Source organism: Isosphaeraceae bacterium EP7 (assembly GCA_038400315.1).
Taxonomy (GTDB): Bacteria; Planctomycetota; Planctomycetia; order Isosphaerales; family Isosphaeraceae; genus EP7.
In genome coordinates this window covers 3357309-3372810 of the sequence record CP151667.1, presented here as the reverse complement: position 1 = coordinate 3372810, position 15502 = coordinate 3357309, and the positions used below count along the sequence as shown (strand labels likewise).

The window sequence follows — 15502 nt, the reverse complement described above, 5'->3', positions numbered from 1 at the left end:
GCTGCTTTCCGGGCCACTGTCGCATCCGACAACCCAGGTACGACATCCACCGCACCACCGCGTCACCTCCATGGAAACGCCGCCGGGGAGGGCTTTGTACCACATCGCGGTTCAGACACATATCGCCGGCCGTTGAACAGGAGCCTTCGCGAGATGCATCGGTCCGGAGGAGTTCGGGGATGAGGCCGCACGCCGACCAGATCCCCATCGTTGACTCGAGAGCGACCGCTCGGCCGGGATCGCCTCGTCAAATTCTACATGATTTTATATCATAATTAAACAATATTCGGTGATACCTATCGACCATGGCATCGCCGCCCCGGGCCGGGCGGCAATGCGGGGGCCGGTTCCGCGGTGTATCGAGGCCACGTCCCCCCGGTTGCCCGGGGGGAGAACCGCCCTCATTTATCGATCCGCCGCCTTCGGCATTTCGAGCCCGCTGCTCACGATCAATCCACGCTCGTCGACCAGGTTCAAGAAGTAGGCCGTCGCCCCCTCCGGGATCTTCGCCGTGGCCTTCTCTCCGCCCGCGACGAGTACGCCGTCGACGGCCTCCCAGCGCCGTTCAGGCCAGGGCCCTGCATCCTTGGTGAACAGCAATTCGGCCCTGACGATGGGGACCTCGGATCGGCACGAGACCTGGATCGAATGATCCTTGAGCGTCTCCGATGCCGCGATCCTGGCCAGCGGCTTCTCGCCGTTGACGATCGAGTCGGCGAAGGCGCGGATCTCCTCGGGGTTCTCGCCCGGCCCGCCATGCCCGTGCACCATCCGCAGGCGGATGCAGAGGGTCGATTGCCCCCCCGCCTTTCGAGTCGACCTGGCCAGGGAATCCAGGGGGTAGGCGAAGTCATTCGTCCCCGTCACCCAGAGCTTGGGCATCGTCCCCGCGCCCAGGTAGTGTGACGGATCCCAGGTGGCCAGCCAGCGCGCCCCTCGCTCACCCAGCTTGTCGATCTCCGGCTTCCAGACCGAGTTCTCGCCCAGGAACCCGCAGCCGTACACAGGCGCGGCGAACTTCAGGCGGTCGTCCAGGCCCGACGCGATGCAGGTGAGGTAGCCCCCCCACGAGATCCCCGTCACCCCGATCCTGCCCGCGTCGACCTCAGGCCTCGACCGCAGCAGCGAGTGCGCCAGGATCACGTCGGCGACCGCGTGATAATTCCACTGATCCTCCATCGGCAGGCTGGCCCCGGCAAAGTCGTTTCCCGGCGGCCCTCCCGCGTCGTGCCGCTCCCACTTGCCGTAGGTACCCCTGGGCACGGTCCCGCAGGTGTCCATCGCGATCGCCGCATAGCCACGGCCCACCCAGAGCTTCACCCACTCCGCAAACGCGGTCCCGCCCCCGCCGTGCACCAGGACGATGCCGGGGGCCTTCTCGCCGGGCGCCAGCTTGGGCATGCCGACCCAGGCGAAGACGCGGGTCGGCTTCCCCTTCCAGGGCATCCCTTCAAAGAAGATGGCCTCCAGGCCATCGGCCTTCAAGTCGGGCGCGGGGTAGGTCGCCGGTGCACGCAACATCTCGGGCGTCGCCCGCATCAAGGGCGGGTTATCGGCCTTCGACAGACCCGGCAGCGAGAGCAGGCAGAGTAGGATCGGGACAAGGCGCCGCAGTTCCATCATTGGGTTTCTTCCGAAGGGGCGATAACACCGAGGAGCCCGCGACCCCGAGTTGACTACGACCGGCGCCAATTGCCAAGCGGGTCGTCTCCCCGCCCCAGGATTGGCGGCGGCCGGAGTGCGCCCTAAACTCAGGGCTCGACCGGCCTTCGCCACGCGCGGGCAGCGGTTCCGAACTCGGGCACACCCTACTTCTGCGTCACCCAGTTCGCCGAGGCCGAGCAGGCCCCCCGACCATTGCGCCATCTGCGACGACGAGCGCCAGTACGTCCCGCCCGAGGGGCAGATGTGGACCACCCACAGGAAGGCCATCAAGGCCTACGTTCAACCTCCTTTCGAACGGCGGTTGCCTCTTCGCCGGTCCGATTTCCGGCCTGATCGGCCGCGCCACCTTCATCGCCTTCAATAACCGGACGGCCTAACAATTGCTGAAACCGCTTCTCTTGTCTCTTTGTCATGACTTTCAGAATTTCGCGATCGGCCTTGGAACGAGCCTGCTGGATACTTCGATTGAGTGTTTTAATGCGATCCAGTCTGTCTTTATTTCTTGAGAAGGCCGCCAGTGATTCGTAATCGTCGTGAGCGATCTTGGCTCGATCGGTGGAGTCGCGTTCCTGAAATTGGGCTCGCATGACTTGCTCCTCGGCATCGAAACGCTGAAGAGCGAAGACGATCGCTTCCTGCTGGAAAGGAGAGAGCCCGACAGCACTCGCCACCTGAGGATTAGTCAGGGCACGCAGGCCGGCATTTTGTGCGACGATTTGTGTCAGACGGCGGGCTTGGGGGCGACTCAATTTTGTGTAAATTGCGTCATCGAGTTCGGCTTGAAACTCAGCAATCTGAGCCTCAACGATAGCCTTCTCCTCAGGGTCGCTAGCGTTGCGAAGCCGCATCCCTAGCTCTGGAAATTGGCGTCCGTACAGATTGCTGATTGTATCGATCGCCATCTCTTGCTGTTGACTAATGCCGATCTCTCTCTTGACGACTTCCGAACTCAAAAGGCTAGGTATCGAAGTCTCTGTCTTGTCGAACTTATGAGCGGCGGATTTTGTTTGTGTGCTTGTGGCCTTGGCAGGATCGGTCGCTCTTGTCCGGGCTTCCGAGAGCGAGCGTTCTTGGGCCTGGAGACAGGTGGCGGTCCAGATCGCGACGAGTGCCGGGGCGGTCACTTTCGCAGGGAATGTCCGAAGCATGATGACCGTCCTTATTTTGGATTTTATTGACAGAACGACGGCAGTTGAATCATTGGACTATCAGGAAAATCTCCAGGCTGAGGCGGTCGGCGACCGAGGCCGATAATCAAAGAATGCATCATAACCTCCCATTATTTTCCCCTCATCTCCCAAATCAATTCCACTGCGAAGTCCGGCACATCTGGAGTCGGCATTTTTCACGTCTATTATGCAATCCTCGAAGGTCCGGGCATCTCGACAACTTTGAGGGACAGAAGTGCTGGCTTGACCGGAGCCCGCGACCCCGAGTTGACTACGACCGGCGCCGGATGCCAATCGGGTCGTCTCCCCAGCCCCGCGCGTGGCGGCGGCCGGCGAGACCCTCTAAACTCAGGGCTCGACCGGCCCTCGCCACGCGCGGGGCCGATCCGCCCACCTCTCTCCTCTCCCGGGGGAACGACGGCCATGAGCCAGGACCCGACGCGCAGGACCTTCATGAAAGAAACGACTCGTTCCGCCGCCGCGATGGCGGCGCTCGCCTCTGGCGCACGGGCGGCGGCCCCGAACTCGGGCACGCCTTACCTCTGCGTCACCTGCGGCACTCAGTTCGCAGAGACCGAGCAGCCCCCCGACCATTGCGCCATCTGCGACGACGAGCGCCAGTACGTCCCGCCCGAGGGGCAGATGTGGACCACGCTCGACAAGCTCAGGACCACCCACAAGAACGTCATCAATGCCGAGGAAGACGGCCTCCATTCGATCAACACCGAGCCCAAGGCCGGCATCGGCCAGCGCGCCTTCCTGATCAGGACGCCCGAGGGCAACGTCCTCTGGGACTGCGTCGGCCTCATCGATGACGCCACCGTCTCGCGCATCAAGGAACTCGGGGGTATCGCCGAGATCGCCATCTCGCACCCGCACTACTACACCACCATGGTCGAGTGGAGCCGGGCCTTCGACGACGCACCCGTCCACATCCACCGGGCCGAGACCCCCTGGGTCATGCGCCCCGACCCCTGCATCAAGTTCTGGGACGGCGAGTCCAAACCCCTGCGTGGCGGCCTGAACCTCGTGCGAACCGGCGGCCACTTCACGGGCTATCAGGTCCTGCACTGGCCCGCGGGCGCCGGCGGCAAGGGGGCGCTCATGGCCGGCGATCAGCCGCAGATCTGCATGGATCCGAAGCAGGTCAGCTTCATGTACAGCTATCCCAACTACATCCCCCTGAACGCGCCCGCCATCCGCCACGTCGTCGACTGCCTGGAACCCCTGGCCTACGACCGGATCTACGGCGCCTTCGTCGTCCGGGGCAAGGGAGTCGTCCCCACCCAGGGCAAGCAAGTCGTCCGCCGCTCCGCCGACCGCTACCTCAAGGCCATCCAGTCCTGAACCGACCCCGCTGGACATCGGCCGCCCATCGAGCAACCATGGATGGTCGCACGGGCGAACCTGATGGACCACAGGGGGATGCATGATGGACCTCGGCCTCGCCAGACTCAGAGCGAACGGGCGATTTCGACGTCTGCTGATCGTGGGCATCCTGGGCCTGACCTGCTGGATGCTTGCCTCCTTCGGCGTCGCGTACCGCCTCACGCGCAGGCCCAGGCCGCCGTTCGCCGAACCTCCGCCGATCGTCGGCTGGGGCCTGCTGGAGCCGCATCGGCTCAAGACCGTCGACGGCCAGGAGGTCGGGGCCTGGTACGCCGCCGGCACCGACGATGAGGCCCCCTCGGTCCTGGTCCTGCACGGCAATGGCGGGAGCCGGCGGAATTGCCTGGGCCGGGCCGAGGTGCCGGCGTCCGCGGGCTGCTCCGTGCTGCTCATCTCACTCCGTTCGCACGGCGACTCGACGGGCCAGTCCAACACCTTCGGCCTGGGCGCGAGGCATGATGTCACGGCAGCGGTCGACTTCCTCGAGCGGAGGCGGCCGGGCAAGCCCGTGGTCGTGGTTGGCGTCTCTCTGGGGGCGGCCGCGGCGATCTTCGCGGCCGAGGAACTCGGTGGCCGCGTGCGGGGTTATCTCCTCGAGAGCCCCTTCCAGGACCTGGTGACGGCCGTCAGGAATCGAACCAGGGCCTATCTCCCGCCGGTCCTCGACCTGATCGCGTATCTCGGCCTGCGGGCGACCGCCCCGCTGGTCCTCCCCGAATTCGCCGACATCTCCCCTATCCGCGCCATCGGCCGATCGCCGGCCGGCGTGCCGATTCTGATCCTGGCCGCCGGCGCCGACCGCCTGGCGCTGCCCGCCGAGGCCATCGCCCTGCATGACCGCGTCCGGAGGCACTCGCGACTGGTGATCATCCAGGGCGCCGGCCACCATCAAATCCTCGAGGTCGCCCCCCAACGATATCGCACGGCCGTGCTCGACTTCTGCGCACGCGTCGGCCGGGGAGAGACGCCCGACCAGATTCTCGGAATCAGGCCAAATTTATATTGATAAATTCAATAAGTAAAATAGATATCAATATTTTAACAATACAATATTCGTTAACGAGAGAGAGCGTCTTATCGGGAAGCTCGAACGATCGAGTACCTTCCCCATGATCGGCGGCCCATCCACCGAGGTTCTTGACGCGAGCGAGGCCCACGGGAATCATCGAGCCCCGGCATCTCGCCCGCGTCACACGCAACGGGCCCGGACCGGCCGATCTTGTTAAGATGGCCCGCGGCACTCTCAGGGCCGACCAGGCCGCCCCGTCCAGCCGCCGCCCCCCGAGGATCTCAACGACCATGACCCCCGACCTGCCCGACGACGAAGAAGGGGCCATCCCGCTCGACGGCGATCCGATTCCCCCGCCTCCGCCGCCGCCTCCCGACCCCCCCACCGTCCCCGTCCCGTTGCCGGACTCCCCCGAGATACCCGACGAGACCGACGACGAAGAAGGCCCGATCCCCCTCGACTGATTCGCCCAGCCCCCGCCCGCGCGGGGGCCCCTTTTCCCGGCCCGACGGCTCGATCGCCGCCCGGCGGCCAGGTCGCGTGCCGATCCGACCCCCCGTCAATGAGCGTCGGGCGAGGCCCGACCAGCGGGTGACTTTCCTCGCTGACACTCGACGATGATCGATGATGGGCGAGAATCGCTCTCGGGGGGATCTGCCGATGCAAACCCGACCTCACGGCTGGTTCGACTCCGCCAAGACGCCCGAGGGATGGGCCTACACCCTCCCCACGTCCGCACGCGAGCCGATCCCTTGGTTCAATTCCCTCGGCAGGTTCGTCCTCTGTCTCGTGGCGGGCGGGTACGTCCTGATGATCGACGTGCCGACGACGATGAGACGCGGATGGGCCTCGCGCGAGGCGTTCCTCGTACTCGTCTGCCTGACGATCCTCGCCTCGGTCCCCTCGCTCGTCTTCAATCTCCTCAGGCGGCTGGCCGGTCGAGACGAGCTGACGCTCGATGCGGTGGCGATCCGGGCGACCTGGCGGCTCGGCCCGCTGTCCTGGTCGACGACCGCCCGGCGTTCGGACGTGGCGCAATTCACGGTGACTCGCGAGGGTGGCGGGGGCCATCTGCTGGCGGCCGAGGACGATTTCGGCCGGATGAGGATCCTGGGCGGGAACTACTCGCGTGAGATGCTCATGGCCCTGGCCGTCGAGCTGTCGACGCGCTGGAAAGAACTGCCGATTGACCCGGACTTCGTCGAGGTCGGCCCGGGGAAGCTCGCCGTCCGCGAACACTCAAACGTCTCGACCGGCATCCGCGAGCGGCGCGACCTGCCCGCGGGATCTCGGTTGACCATCGAGCATCTGGTGACGGGCGAAACCCGGATCATCAGGCCACGCAAGGGGTTCCGCGTGTTCGAATCGACGAATGTCACGGCCTCTGGAATCGGGGTCCTGATCTTCGCGCTCTCCGCGGCGCTCCTTCCGTTCCTCGGCTTGCCCGTAGACAGCACGAAACTCGATCAATTCAGCAATCTGTTTTGCTCGGGCTTGCTCCTGATCTATCTCTGCGTTTTCGTCGTCCTCTCGACGAGAGACGCGATATCGTCCCAGGCCCTGACGGTCACCCCGGACTCCCTCACGCTCGAGACGAAGGGCCTGCGTGGGACGTCGCGCAGGACCTGGAAGTCGCATGAGATCGCGTCGATCCGCGCCGACACGAGGCTCGATGATTCCGGCGATGGCAGTGGCGGACGCCAGACCCGCGTCCTGATCTTCGGGAACGACCCGATCGGTCAGGAACCGGACATCCTCATGTCGGGGCCCGCCGCCCAGGCCAAGCCCGACATGGAATACATCGCGACAACCCTCCGTACGCTGCTCGGCGTGCCCGCCTCCGACCTCACAATCGGCGGGTGAGCACCCGACTCGTCGTGCGCGATCCCGTCGGCCCTCGACCTCGGCCTGAGCGACTTCGGGCTCAGAGGAACACGGGCTCGTCCCTCGAGTTGAAGGGCGAGGCTTCTCGATCGACCTGACGACCCATAACCGGCCGCCTCTCGAAATTCCCCCTCGATACCGTGAGATCTGGCTTCGACAGTGCCGTCCTCGAATCCTCGGCACGGGCCTCGAAGGGAGACGAACCCGCCTGGGAAGTCGCCCAAAGGGAGAGAAGAACGGGCCTTCTTTTTCCGTTTCACGAGGTCGAGGAAGATCGGCCCGCGGGCGAGTTTCGCTGACCGGAAGTCCACCTTTGCCGGATTCACGCATTTTGCTACAAATTCAGGCGGACTCCGGACATTCGGATCGAAATCCACGGATGGAACGCACCCCATGATTGCCCTGCTCTTCCCCCTGCTGGCTTCCGCGGCCTGCCTCGCCGCCGACGACACGGCGGCCGTCCGCCGCGACAAGGAACTCTTCGTCGGCGACTGGCGCATCGCCTCGCTGACCGAGGGGGGCGAACGCCTGGGGGCCGAGTTGGTGGGGCGGAAGCTCGCCAAGGAAGGTGTCCTGCGCATCTCGGAGCGGATGCTGACGTTCGAGAACCCTGAGACGCTGGAGACCAGGAACCTCGCCTACCGGCTCGACCCGTCGAAGAGCCCCCGTCAAATCGACATCATTTCCCGCAATGATCGCATCCTGCCGGGCATCTATCAGTTCGACGGCGATCGACTGATCCTCTGCGTGCAGTCCCAGGAGACCGGAGATCGGCCGGACAAATTCGAGGCGCCTCAGGGGTCGAACCGGATCCTGGTGAGCCTGGCGCTGGCGCCGGCCTCCAATGTCGCCCCGGTTCCCACGTCCCTCCCGGTCCTCGCCCCGCCCGACGAGGAGGAGTATCACAAGCCCGCCCGCGACCGCGCCTCGCAGTTCAGCCCGGAAGTCCGCCGCGCTCACGAGCTGCTGGCGGGCAACTGGGACATCGTCTCGATGGTGGACGACGGCGACACCATGGGCAGCAACCTGATCCGGGCGAAGTTCGCCGAGCGGAACCGGATCGTCATCGGCACCCGCACGGCCCGGCTCACTTCTCCGGTCACGGGCGAGCGAAGGATCTCGGCGATCCAGATCGATCCCACCAAATCTCCCAGCCAGGTCAACGTCACCGACCAGTTCGACCAGGTCCTCAAGGGGATCTACAAGTTCAACGGCGACCACCTCAATCTCTGCCTGGCCAAGTCCGAGGACGACGACCGGCCGACCGGATTCGAAGCCCCGGGCGGCTCGAATCGGATGCTGTTCGACCTCAAGATGGCCCCCGCCACCCCCAGGCCGGAACCCCGGAAGGACCCGCTCCCCGAGATCACGACCGAGGTGGTGAAGGCCCGCCCGATGGTCAAGTCGGTCGACAGCCAGGTCAACGAGCGTCTGATCGGCTCCTGGAAGATCACCGACCGCAAGGGCACCCTCACGTTCGTGATCCGGCCCGACGGCTCGTTCACCGCGACGCGTGCCTGGAGGCAAGCCATGAAGCGGCTCTTCCAGGGGGGCGACACCACGTCGTCGGGTCGCTGGTCTTACACCCGAGGGATCCTCACCGCCGAGATCCTCCGGACGACCGACTTCAGCCTCGCCGGCCACGTCCTGTACAACACCATCCACTCCATCGGCGATAGCTCCATGGTGATGCGCTCCGATATGGGCGAGCTGGTCACCGCCACGAAACTCCGCTAAAGCGGTCCCCGCTTGAGTAGCGAGATAAGGGGACTGGCTCCGCAGCGAAGCGCGGGTGCCAGTCCCCTTTTCCCGATTCGTGGCACGACCTCCTTGCCCCAAATACTGGGAATGATCTCCGGCAAAAGGGCGGGTGGCTGATATCTCGATTCCTGGGTCTTAAGGTTCCAATTGCGTCGATCCCACTTAACCGATGAAGGATTCGAGTGAGTGCGTCAATGTCACCGCACCTGGAATCCGGCTTTCGGGCAGGGGTATACGCAGTGGGACTTGATCCAATGACGGCGTAAGCTGGCCTGTCTCCGAGGCCTAGCCGGACCGCATATCTAGCCTAGCCGGCTAGCCCGCGACCAACATGGGATGCTCGTCTCGATGTGGCCGATACGGGGGACACCCGATTTGACACGCTTGGCGTGCCCTATGATGCCGAGCATCGGCGTCCGGTCCACACGAAGCCTCGTTGGATGGTCTCAAATACGAGCATTTTGAGGCAGTCTGGGACTCGGGATCCGGGGCTATCGCTGTTGCATCCGCTGCCATAGGCTACAGTACGATTTCGGCCGGGACTCCCTTCGCCGCAACCCATTCACCTCTCGGAACACCACATCATGAAAAGGACGATGTTACGAGCCCTGTTCGCCCTTGGCCTCGGCTCGGGGTTGGGATACCTCGTCGCGGCGGGCGGGCTCGGCATCCCGCGTACCGCACTGGCGGCGAATGAGCCGATGACTCGGTCTACCGAGGTGACGACCGGTTCCGAAGCCAAGTCTTCCTGCTCGGAGGGTTTGAGCCGGAACGCCCTCCTCGCCCTCGCCACGACCGCCGTTCAGCCCACCCAGGCTGCTCCGGCCCAGGCCAAGAAGAAGCCCAATATCGTCGTCATCTGGGGCGACGATATCGGCCAGTCGAACGTCAGTGCCTACTCGATGGGGGTGATGGGCTACCGCACTCCCAACATCGACCGCGTCGCCAAGGAAGGGATGATTTTCACCGACTACTACGCCGAGCAGAGCTGCACCGCCGGGCGTGCCTCGTTCATCACCGGCCAGCACGGGCTTCGCACCGGCCTGACCAAGGTCGGGCTCCCCGGTGCGACGCTGGGGCTCCAGAAGGAAGACCCGACCATCGCCGAGCTGCTCAAGCCGCACGGCTACGCCACCGGGCAGTTCGGTAAGAACCACCTGGGCGACCGCAATGCGTTCCTGCCGACCGTCCACGGCTTCGACGAGTTCTACGGCAACCTCTACCATTTGAATGCCGAGGAGGAGCCCGAGAACCGCGACTATCCCAAGGACCCGGCCTTCCGCCAGAAATACGGCCCGCGGGGCGTGATGGACTCGAAGGCCACGGAGACAGACGACGCGACCGTCGACCCCCGGTTCGGCAAGATCGGCAAGCAGGTCATCAAGGACACCGGGCCGCTCACGAAGAAGCGGATGGAGACGATTGACGACGACACTGCCGCCCGTGCCGTCGATTTCATGGAGCGGAAGGCGAAGGAAGATAAGCCGTTCTTCCTATGGGTGAACTTCACCCACATGCACTTCCGGACGCACCCGAAGCCGGAGAGCCAGGGTCAGTCGGGCCGCTGGCAGAGCGAATACCACGACGCGATGATCGACCACGACAAGAACGTGGGCACGGTCCTCGACGCCATCGACCGGCTCAAGCTCGGTGACGACACGTTCGTCATGTACTCGACCGATAATGGCCCGCACATGAACACCTGGCCCGACGCGGGCATGACCCCCTTCCGCAACGAGAAGAACACGAACTGGGAGGGTGCCTACCGCGTCCCTGCGATGGTTCGTTGGCCGGGCAAAATCAAGCCGGGCACGGTGTCCAACGAGATGGTCAGCCACCACGACTGGCTCCCCACGTTCCTCGCCATGGCGGGTGATGGAGACGTGAAGGAGAAGCTCCTCAAGGGGCACGCCGTGGGGGATACGACCTACAAGGTCCACCTCGACGGTTACAACCTGGTCCCCTACCTGGCAGGCCAGGCCGAAAAGAGCCCTCGCGAGTCGTTCGTCTATTGCAACGACGACCAGCAGGTCACGGGCCTCCGCTTCGACAATTGGAAGCTCGTCTTCCTGGAGCAGAGGGTGCGGGGCACGCTCCAGGTCTGGGCCGAGCCGTTCGTGAACCTGCGGGTTCCCAAGCTCTTCAACCTTCGGACCGACCCCTACGAGCGGGCTGACGTTACATCGAACACCTACTACGATTGGTTGTTCGACCACATCTACTTGTTCGTCCCGGCCCAAGACTACGTGGGCAAGTTCCTCATGACCTTCAAGGACTTCCCGCAACGCCAGAAGGCCGCGAGTTTCAATCTCGATGAGGTCCTCGAAAAGTTGAAAGAGGCTTCATCTCAGTAATTCGCCTGCCGGATGCCTTTTCGGAGCGGCGACCGAGGAAGCCCGTCGGCCCTCGGTCGCCGCTTCTCATTCAAGCCAGGAGTTTTCTCGATGCGTCCAGCCTTCACGTCCCTGGGCGGTTTGGTCGTCGCCCTAGGTACGCTCTTCGTGAGTCCGGTCCGGGCCTCGGATGGTCCCTTGCCCTCGTGGAATGACGTCGCTTCCAAGAAGGCCATCCTGGCGTTCGTCGCCAAAGTGACGGAGAAAGGGTCTCCCGATTTCGTCCCCGTCGCCGACCGAATCGCGGTCTTTGACAACGACGGAACCCTCTGGTGCGAACAGCCCATGTACGTTCAGGCCGCGTTCGTCCGCGACCGCGTCCAGGCGATGGCCCCGGACCATCCCGAATGGAAGCAGCAGCAGCCTTTCAAGGCCCTGCTCGAAAAGGACCGTGCGACCCTCGCCAGTCTGGGGGAGAAGGGCCTGGTCGACCTCGTCACCGCCACCCATGCCGGGATGACGAGCGAGGAGTTCGCCTTGCTCGTTCGCGACTGGATTGCGACGGCCAAGCATCCGCGTTTCGAGCGGCCCTACACGAGGTGCGTCTATCAGCCCATGCTCGAACTGCTCGCCTACCTCCGGGAGAACGGATTTCAGACGTTCATCGTGTCGGGTGGGGGCATCGAATTCATGCGTGTCTGGGCCGAGCCGGTCTACGGCATCCCTCCGGACAAGGTTGTTGGCAGCACGGTCAAGACGCGATACGAGTTGCGTGGCGAAACCCCGGTACTGATGCGACTGCCCGAGGTTGATTTCATCGACGACCATGCCGGAAAGCCGGTCGGCATCGGCAAGTTCATCGGGAAGCGGCCGATCGCGGCGTTCGGCAACTCCGATGGCGATTACGAGATGCTCCGCTACGTCACCTCGGGGACCGGCCCTCGGTTCGGGCTCATCGTCCACCACACCGACGCGGAACGCGAGTATGCCTATGACCGCGATTCGGTCATCGGTCGCCTGGTCCGAGCCCTGGATGAGGCACCGGCTCGGGGCTGGACCGTCGTGGATATGAAGCGAGATTGGTCCCTCGTCTTCCCTTCCGAGAAGTGAAATCGGCGGTGAATGAACGATGAAGCGAACCAACCTTGACGACTGCAGGAGCTTTCCCGAAGATGCGGGCCGCTGTATCTGACAGATTCTAGAGCGGGACCACTCGCATCTGGTCCACAAGAAAGGCGGGTCATGCCGTGTGTCGAGGGCAATAAGGCGAGCGTTGCCCCCACCCGTTGCGGGCCTCACCTCGCTCTCTGGGGGGCCTTGCTCGTCGCCGCACTCCCCGGCTGCATCGGCCCTCGGGGGCTCGAACTCACCCGGCTCCGATACGACCAGGCCGTCCACGAGACGAGCGAGCAGCAGTGGCTGCGGAACATCGTCCGCCTCCGCTACGGCGACTTGCCCTCCTTCATGGACGTCTCGGCCATCACCAGCCAGTTCGAGCTGTCGAGCCGGGGCGGCCTCACCGGCGGCAAGGAGCGGGACTCGCCCAACCTGTCGCTCTTCGGCGACGCCTCGCTCCAGTTCCGCGATGCCCCCACGCTGAGCTACACGCCGCGTGACCCGACCGAGCTGACCCGGACCATGGTCGCCCCGGTGGGCATCACCGCCCTGGGGCTCATGGCCAACAACGGCTGGAGCCTCGACGACGTGCTCCGCGTGATGGTCGCCGACGTCAACGGCCTGGAGAACGCCCCGGGGGCCGAGCAGCTCATCCCCGAATCCGTGCCGACGCCGACGCCGTTCGGCGAGATGTCCCACCTCGCGGGCCACCTTCGCCGCGAGCGGCTCATCGTCCTCGCCTCGGCCGACCTGTCAAAACCCGTCTCTCCCGCGATTGCGGCGGGCCGTGTTGACGGGTCGGACTTCGTGCAGGCTGCGAGCAACAAGCTCGAATATCGAGTGTCGGAGCGGCCGGAAGAGGTCATCCTCACCCGGACGGAACCGGGGTATAAGCTCACGCTCTCGCCAGCCGCTCAAGGTCACCCCGAGGCCGACGAGCTGCGGCAATTGCTGCGGCTCACGCCGGGTCGCCTCGAGTATGGGGTCAAGCGGGTCGACGTGCCCGGCGGCATCGGGCTCCTCCCCTTGCCCGATGCCCTCGACTCCGTCGACATCCGCACCCGGACGTTGCTGGAGATGCTCGCGTTCCTGTCCAAGGGCGTGCGGGTGCCCGAGGAGCACGCCTGTCGCGGCCTGGCTGCCCAGACGCTGGGGCCCGACGGCCTCACCTTCGACTGGACGGCGGTGACGCGGGGCGTGTTCCAGGTCTGCTCCCAGAAGAAACGCCCGAAGGAGGCCGCCGTGGCCATCGAGTACGAGGGCCATTGGTACTTCATCTCGGACTCCGACAAGCGGTCGAAATCGACCCTCGCCCTGATTCAGGCCCTCTTCAACCTCCAGCTCTCCGAGCCCAAGAAGGGCGGGCCCCTCCTCACACTGCCGGTCGGCCTGTAAAGCTCGTCCGGTGAGGGGATGCAACGGCCATGGGAATAAGTAGGTCGGTCCCGGCTCCGATGCGGTCAGAACAGAATCTGGAACCGTAACCCTGGGATAATCACCGTGTTGTACTCGGCCGTACTCGGACGGGCAATCTGGAGGTCTCCGGTGAGCCGTGCCCACGGCGTGATGTTGAGGTTGTAGAAGAGTTCCACGCCGAACTCATCTCGCTGGGGCAGGATGGGACGGGCCAGCGCCTTAAAATTGTCGCTGAGGCCGAGGTAGAAGTAACCGACCCCGAACGTGTCGAACGTCCTCCCGGGAATCATGCTCCGCCCGCCGACCCCGCCGTTGGCGACGAATTGAATCGGGTTCGGATTCCCGTCCGAAATCCCGAACTGCCCGAACACTCCCCAACTCCGCTTCGAGTCCTCCTCGTCCACCCATAGGGCCTGGTAGAAGTTCGCGTACAGCGACCACGACCCGGTCTCCTTCGGGGTGAATCGCTCGTCGAGAATCAGTTGAGGAGGGAGGCTCAGGTAGGCGGCCGGGTCGAAAGACCGGTAGCTGGCACTGCTCCAGGTGCCGCCGAAGTTGTACTTTCCGGGCAGGCCGAACGGCTTGGCCTTTAACGTCAAGTCCGGGACGAGCACCACCCCGTCCGCGAACAGGTTATCGACGCCCGTCGTGGCTCGCTCACGCGGGTCGAAGACCGAGAGGGAGAGGAACGGCTCGCCCTCGCGTAGGAAGGCAAACCCCGTCCCTGCGGCCGAATACGGGACGGTCCGGCCGACGATGGGGTTGAACACCAGCGAGGTGTTCATGAACCCGGCCAGGCCGGGCCTACTGGCTCCGAGTGCCGGGGCGTAGCGGAATCCGTACTCGTCCAGGGTGTTAATCTTCCCCAGGTAGACGACAAGATTCTCGCTCAGCGCCTGCGTGAACTTCAGGCCGGTAATCGAGGTGATGTCCCGATTGGGGTCCGGGAAACTCATCGGGAGGTTGGACGGGGCGAGCAGCCCATCGATGTTGTTGACATCCGTCCCGAACCGGGTCTCGGCGTGCATATTGAGGAAAAACCCCGGCAAGGGGCCGAGCTTGCCGCCGTCGAGGTTGAACAGATAGTCGAGCTTCCCGCCGTACTCGAATTCCCGCTGGCGGCCGCCGCTAGCGATGCCCTGGTAGAACTGGGTGGCGAAGAAGTCGAACGTGAGCCCACGGTCTGCAAGGGTAGACCGGGCACCCGACCAGTCTCCGGTCAGCCGATAACGCGTGGAAAGATCGCCAGCATAGGGATTAGTCGCGGCGGGAGATTGAGCCGTCGATTCGGTCCCCGTCGCGGAGTCCGGACCGGGTTTAACGGTCGCCGATGCGGGGTCCCCGCCGGAATCGCCCGGGTTCTCCTGCTGGGCATAGCACCGTTGCCCCACAGCTAAACATGCCAAGATGACAGACATCACCAACACGATTCGATGTGTCGTCAACATTGCCGGGGGCCACTATGTGAACGATGCAGGAAGTCGATACAGAAACCATCGGTTATGCCGACAATCAGGATTAGCGGGAGTTTCGCCGGAACCAGTGACCTGTCCCCTTTTCCCGGTTGCAACGCGTCCTCCGACCACTCCGTTGAATTTCCCAACTAAGTCTGACCGTCTTGGCACGGCCTCCTTGCCCCAGATCAAGGGAATTTTCTCCGGCAAAACCTGCCGAGCCGAATGACCTCCGCATATCACATCGCGCGGGTCGATTCCGTCCGCCGCTATTTCCTTGCATGGATGTCGGCTAATCTGGGAAGA

At 64.2% G+C, this 15502-nt stretch carries 11 protein-coding genes; 8 read left to right on the top strand and 3 right to left on the bottom strand.

Annotated elements, in window-relative coordinates; all coding sequences use genetic code 11:
- Window positions 1-405 precede the first annotated feature (405 nt).
- Window positions 406-1620: an alpha/beta hydrolase family protein gene (locus EP7_RS13005; RefSeq protein WP_463528272.1), complete on the bottom strand. Its 1215-nt coding sequence runs from the start codon at window positions 1618-1620 to the stop codon at window positions 406-408.
- A gap of 311 nt (window positions 1621-1931) precedes the next feature.
- Window positions 1932-2813 carry a hypothetical protein gene (locus EP7_RS13000; RefSeq protein WP_463528271.1) on the bottom strand — a complete coding sequence of 294 codons (882 nt, stop codon included), beginning with the start codon at window positions 2811-2813 and terminating at the stop codon, window positions 1932-1934.
- Window positions 2814-3257: 444 nt separating this feature from the next.
- On the opposite strand from EP7_RS13000, the gene EP7_RS12995 reads away from it, so the two are divergent.
- The 8 genes from EP7_RS12995 (at window position 3258) to EP7_RS12960 (ending at window position 13721) form a co-directional block, all read left to right on the top strand.
- The gene (locus EP7_RS12995; RefSeq protein ID WP_463528270.1) at window positions 3258-4181 is read left to right on the top strand and encodes an MBL fold metallo-hydrolase; all 924 of its coding nucleotides are present in this window, start codon (window positions 3258-3260) and stop codon (window positions 4179-4181) included.
- Between the two features lie 85 nt (window positions 4182-4266).
- Entirely contained in the window at window positions 4267-5229 is a 963-nt protein-coding gene (locus EP7_RS12990) for an alpha/beta hydrolase (RefSeq protein WP_463528269.1), read from the top strand.
- 221 nt (window positions 5230-5450) lie between these two features.
- The gene (locus EP7_RS12985; RefSeq protein ID WP_463528268.1) at window positions 5451-5696 is read left to right on the top strand and encodes a hypothetical protein; all 246 of its coding nucleotides are present in this window, start codon (window positions 5451-5453) and stop codon (window positions 5694-5696) included.
- A 196-nt stretch (window positions 5697-5892) separates the two neighbouring features.
- Window positions 5893-7095, top strand: coding sequence for a hypothetical protein (locus EP7_RS12980; RefSeq protein ID WP_463528267.1), 1203 nt, complete (start codon window positions 5893-5895; stop codon window positions 7093-7095).
- Window positions 7096-7509: 414 nt separating this feature from the next.
- On the top strand, window positions 7510-8853 hold the full coding sequence (locus EP7_RS12975) for a TIGR03067 domain-containing protein (protein ID WP_463528266.1): 1344 nt from the start codon (window positions 7510-7512) through the stop codon (window positions 8851-8853).
- A 725-nt stretch (window positions 8854-9578) separates the two neighbouring features.
- A complete protein-coding gene (locus tag EP7_RS12970) occupies window positions 9579-11231 on the top strand; it encodes an arylsulfatase (protein WP_463528418.1) in 1653 nt (550 codons plus the stop codon).
- Between the two features lie 90 nt (window positions 11232-11321).
- Entirely contained in the window at window positions 11322-12320 is a 999-nt protein-coding gene (locus tag EP7_RS12965; RefSeq protein WP_463528265.1) for an HAD family hydrolase, read from the top strand.
- 132 nt (window positions 12321-12452) lie between these two features.
- The gene (locus EP7_RS12960; RefSeq protein WP_463528264.1) at window positions 12453-13721 is read left to right on the top strand and encodes a hypothetical protein; all 1269 of its coding nucleotides are present in this window, start codon (window positions 12453-12455) and stop codon (window positions 13719-13721) included.
- A 65-nt stretch (window positions 13722-13786) separates the two neighbouring features.
- Here EP7_RS12960 and EP7_RS12955 read toward each other — a convergent pair whose 3' ends face one another.
- Window positions 13787-15160 (bottom strand): carbohydrate porin, encoded by a 1374-nt coding sequence (locus EP7_RS12955; protein ID WP_463528263.1) that lies wholly within the window; start codon window positions 15158-15160, stop codon window positions 13787-13789.
- Window positions 15161-15502 lie beyond the last annotated feature (342 nt).

What these genes read in the sequence shown, in the direction of transcription:
- EP7_RS13005 (WP_463528272.1), bottom strand. Translation starts at nt 1,620, where the DNA reads ATGGAACTGCGGCGCCTTGTCCCGATCCTACTCTGCCTGCTCTCGCTG.
- EP7_RS13000 (WP_463528271.1), bottom strand. Translation starts at nt 2,813, where the DNA reads ATGCTTCGGACATTCCCTGCGAAAGTGACCGCCCCGGCACTCGTCGCG.
- EP7_RS12995 (WP_463528270.1), top strand. Translation starts at nt 3,258, where the DNA reads ATGAGCCAGGACCCGACGCGCAGGACCTTCATGAAAGAAACGACTCGT.
- EP7_RS12990 (WP_463528269.1), top strand. Translation starts at nt 4,267, where the DNA reads ATGGACCTCGGCCTCGCCAGACTCAGAGCGAACGGGCGATTTCGACGT.
- EP7_RS12985 (WP_463528268.1), top strand. Translation starts at nt 5,451, where the DNA reads ATGGCCCGCGGCACTCTCAGGGCCGACCAGGCCGCCCCGTCCAGCCGC.
- EP7_RS12980 (WP_463528267.1), top strand. Translation starts at nt 5,893, where the DNA reads ATGCAAACCCGACCTCACGGCTGGTTCGACTCCGCCAAGACGCCCGAG.
- EP7_RS12975 (WP_463528266.1), top strand. Translation starts at nt 7,510, where the DNA reads ATGATTGCCCTGCTCTTCCCCCTGCTGGCTTCCGCGGCCTGCCTCGCC.
- EP7_RS12970 (WP_463528418.1), top strand. Translation starts at nt 9,579, where the DNA reads ATGACTCGGTCTACCGAGGTGACGACCGGTTCCGAAGCCAAGTCTTCC.
- EP7_RS12965 (WP_463528265.1), top strand. Translation starts at nt 11,322, where the DNA reads ATGCGTCCAGCCTTCACGTCCCTGGGCGGTTTGGTCGTCGCCCTAGGT.
- EP7_RS12960 (WP_463528264.1), top strand. Translation starts at nt 12,453, where the DNA reads ATGCCGTGTGTCGAGGGCAATAAGGCGAGCGTTGCCCCCACCCGTTGC.
- EP7_RS12955 (WP_463528263.1), bottom strand. Translation starts at nt 15,160, where the DNA reads ATGTCTGTCATCTTGGCATGTTTAGCTGTGGGGCAACGGTGCTATGCC.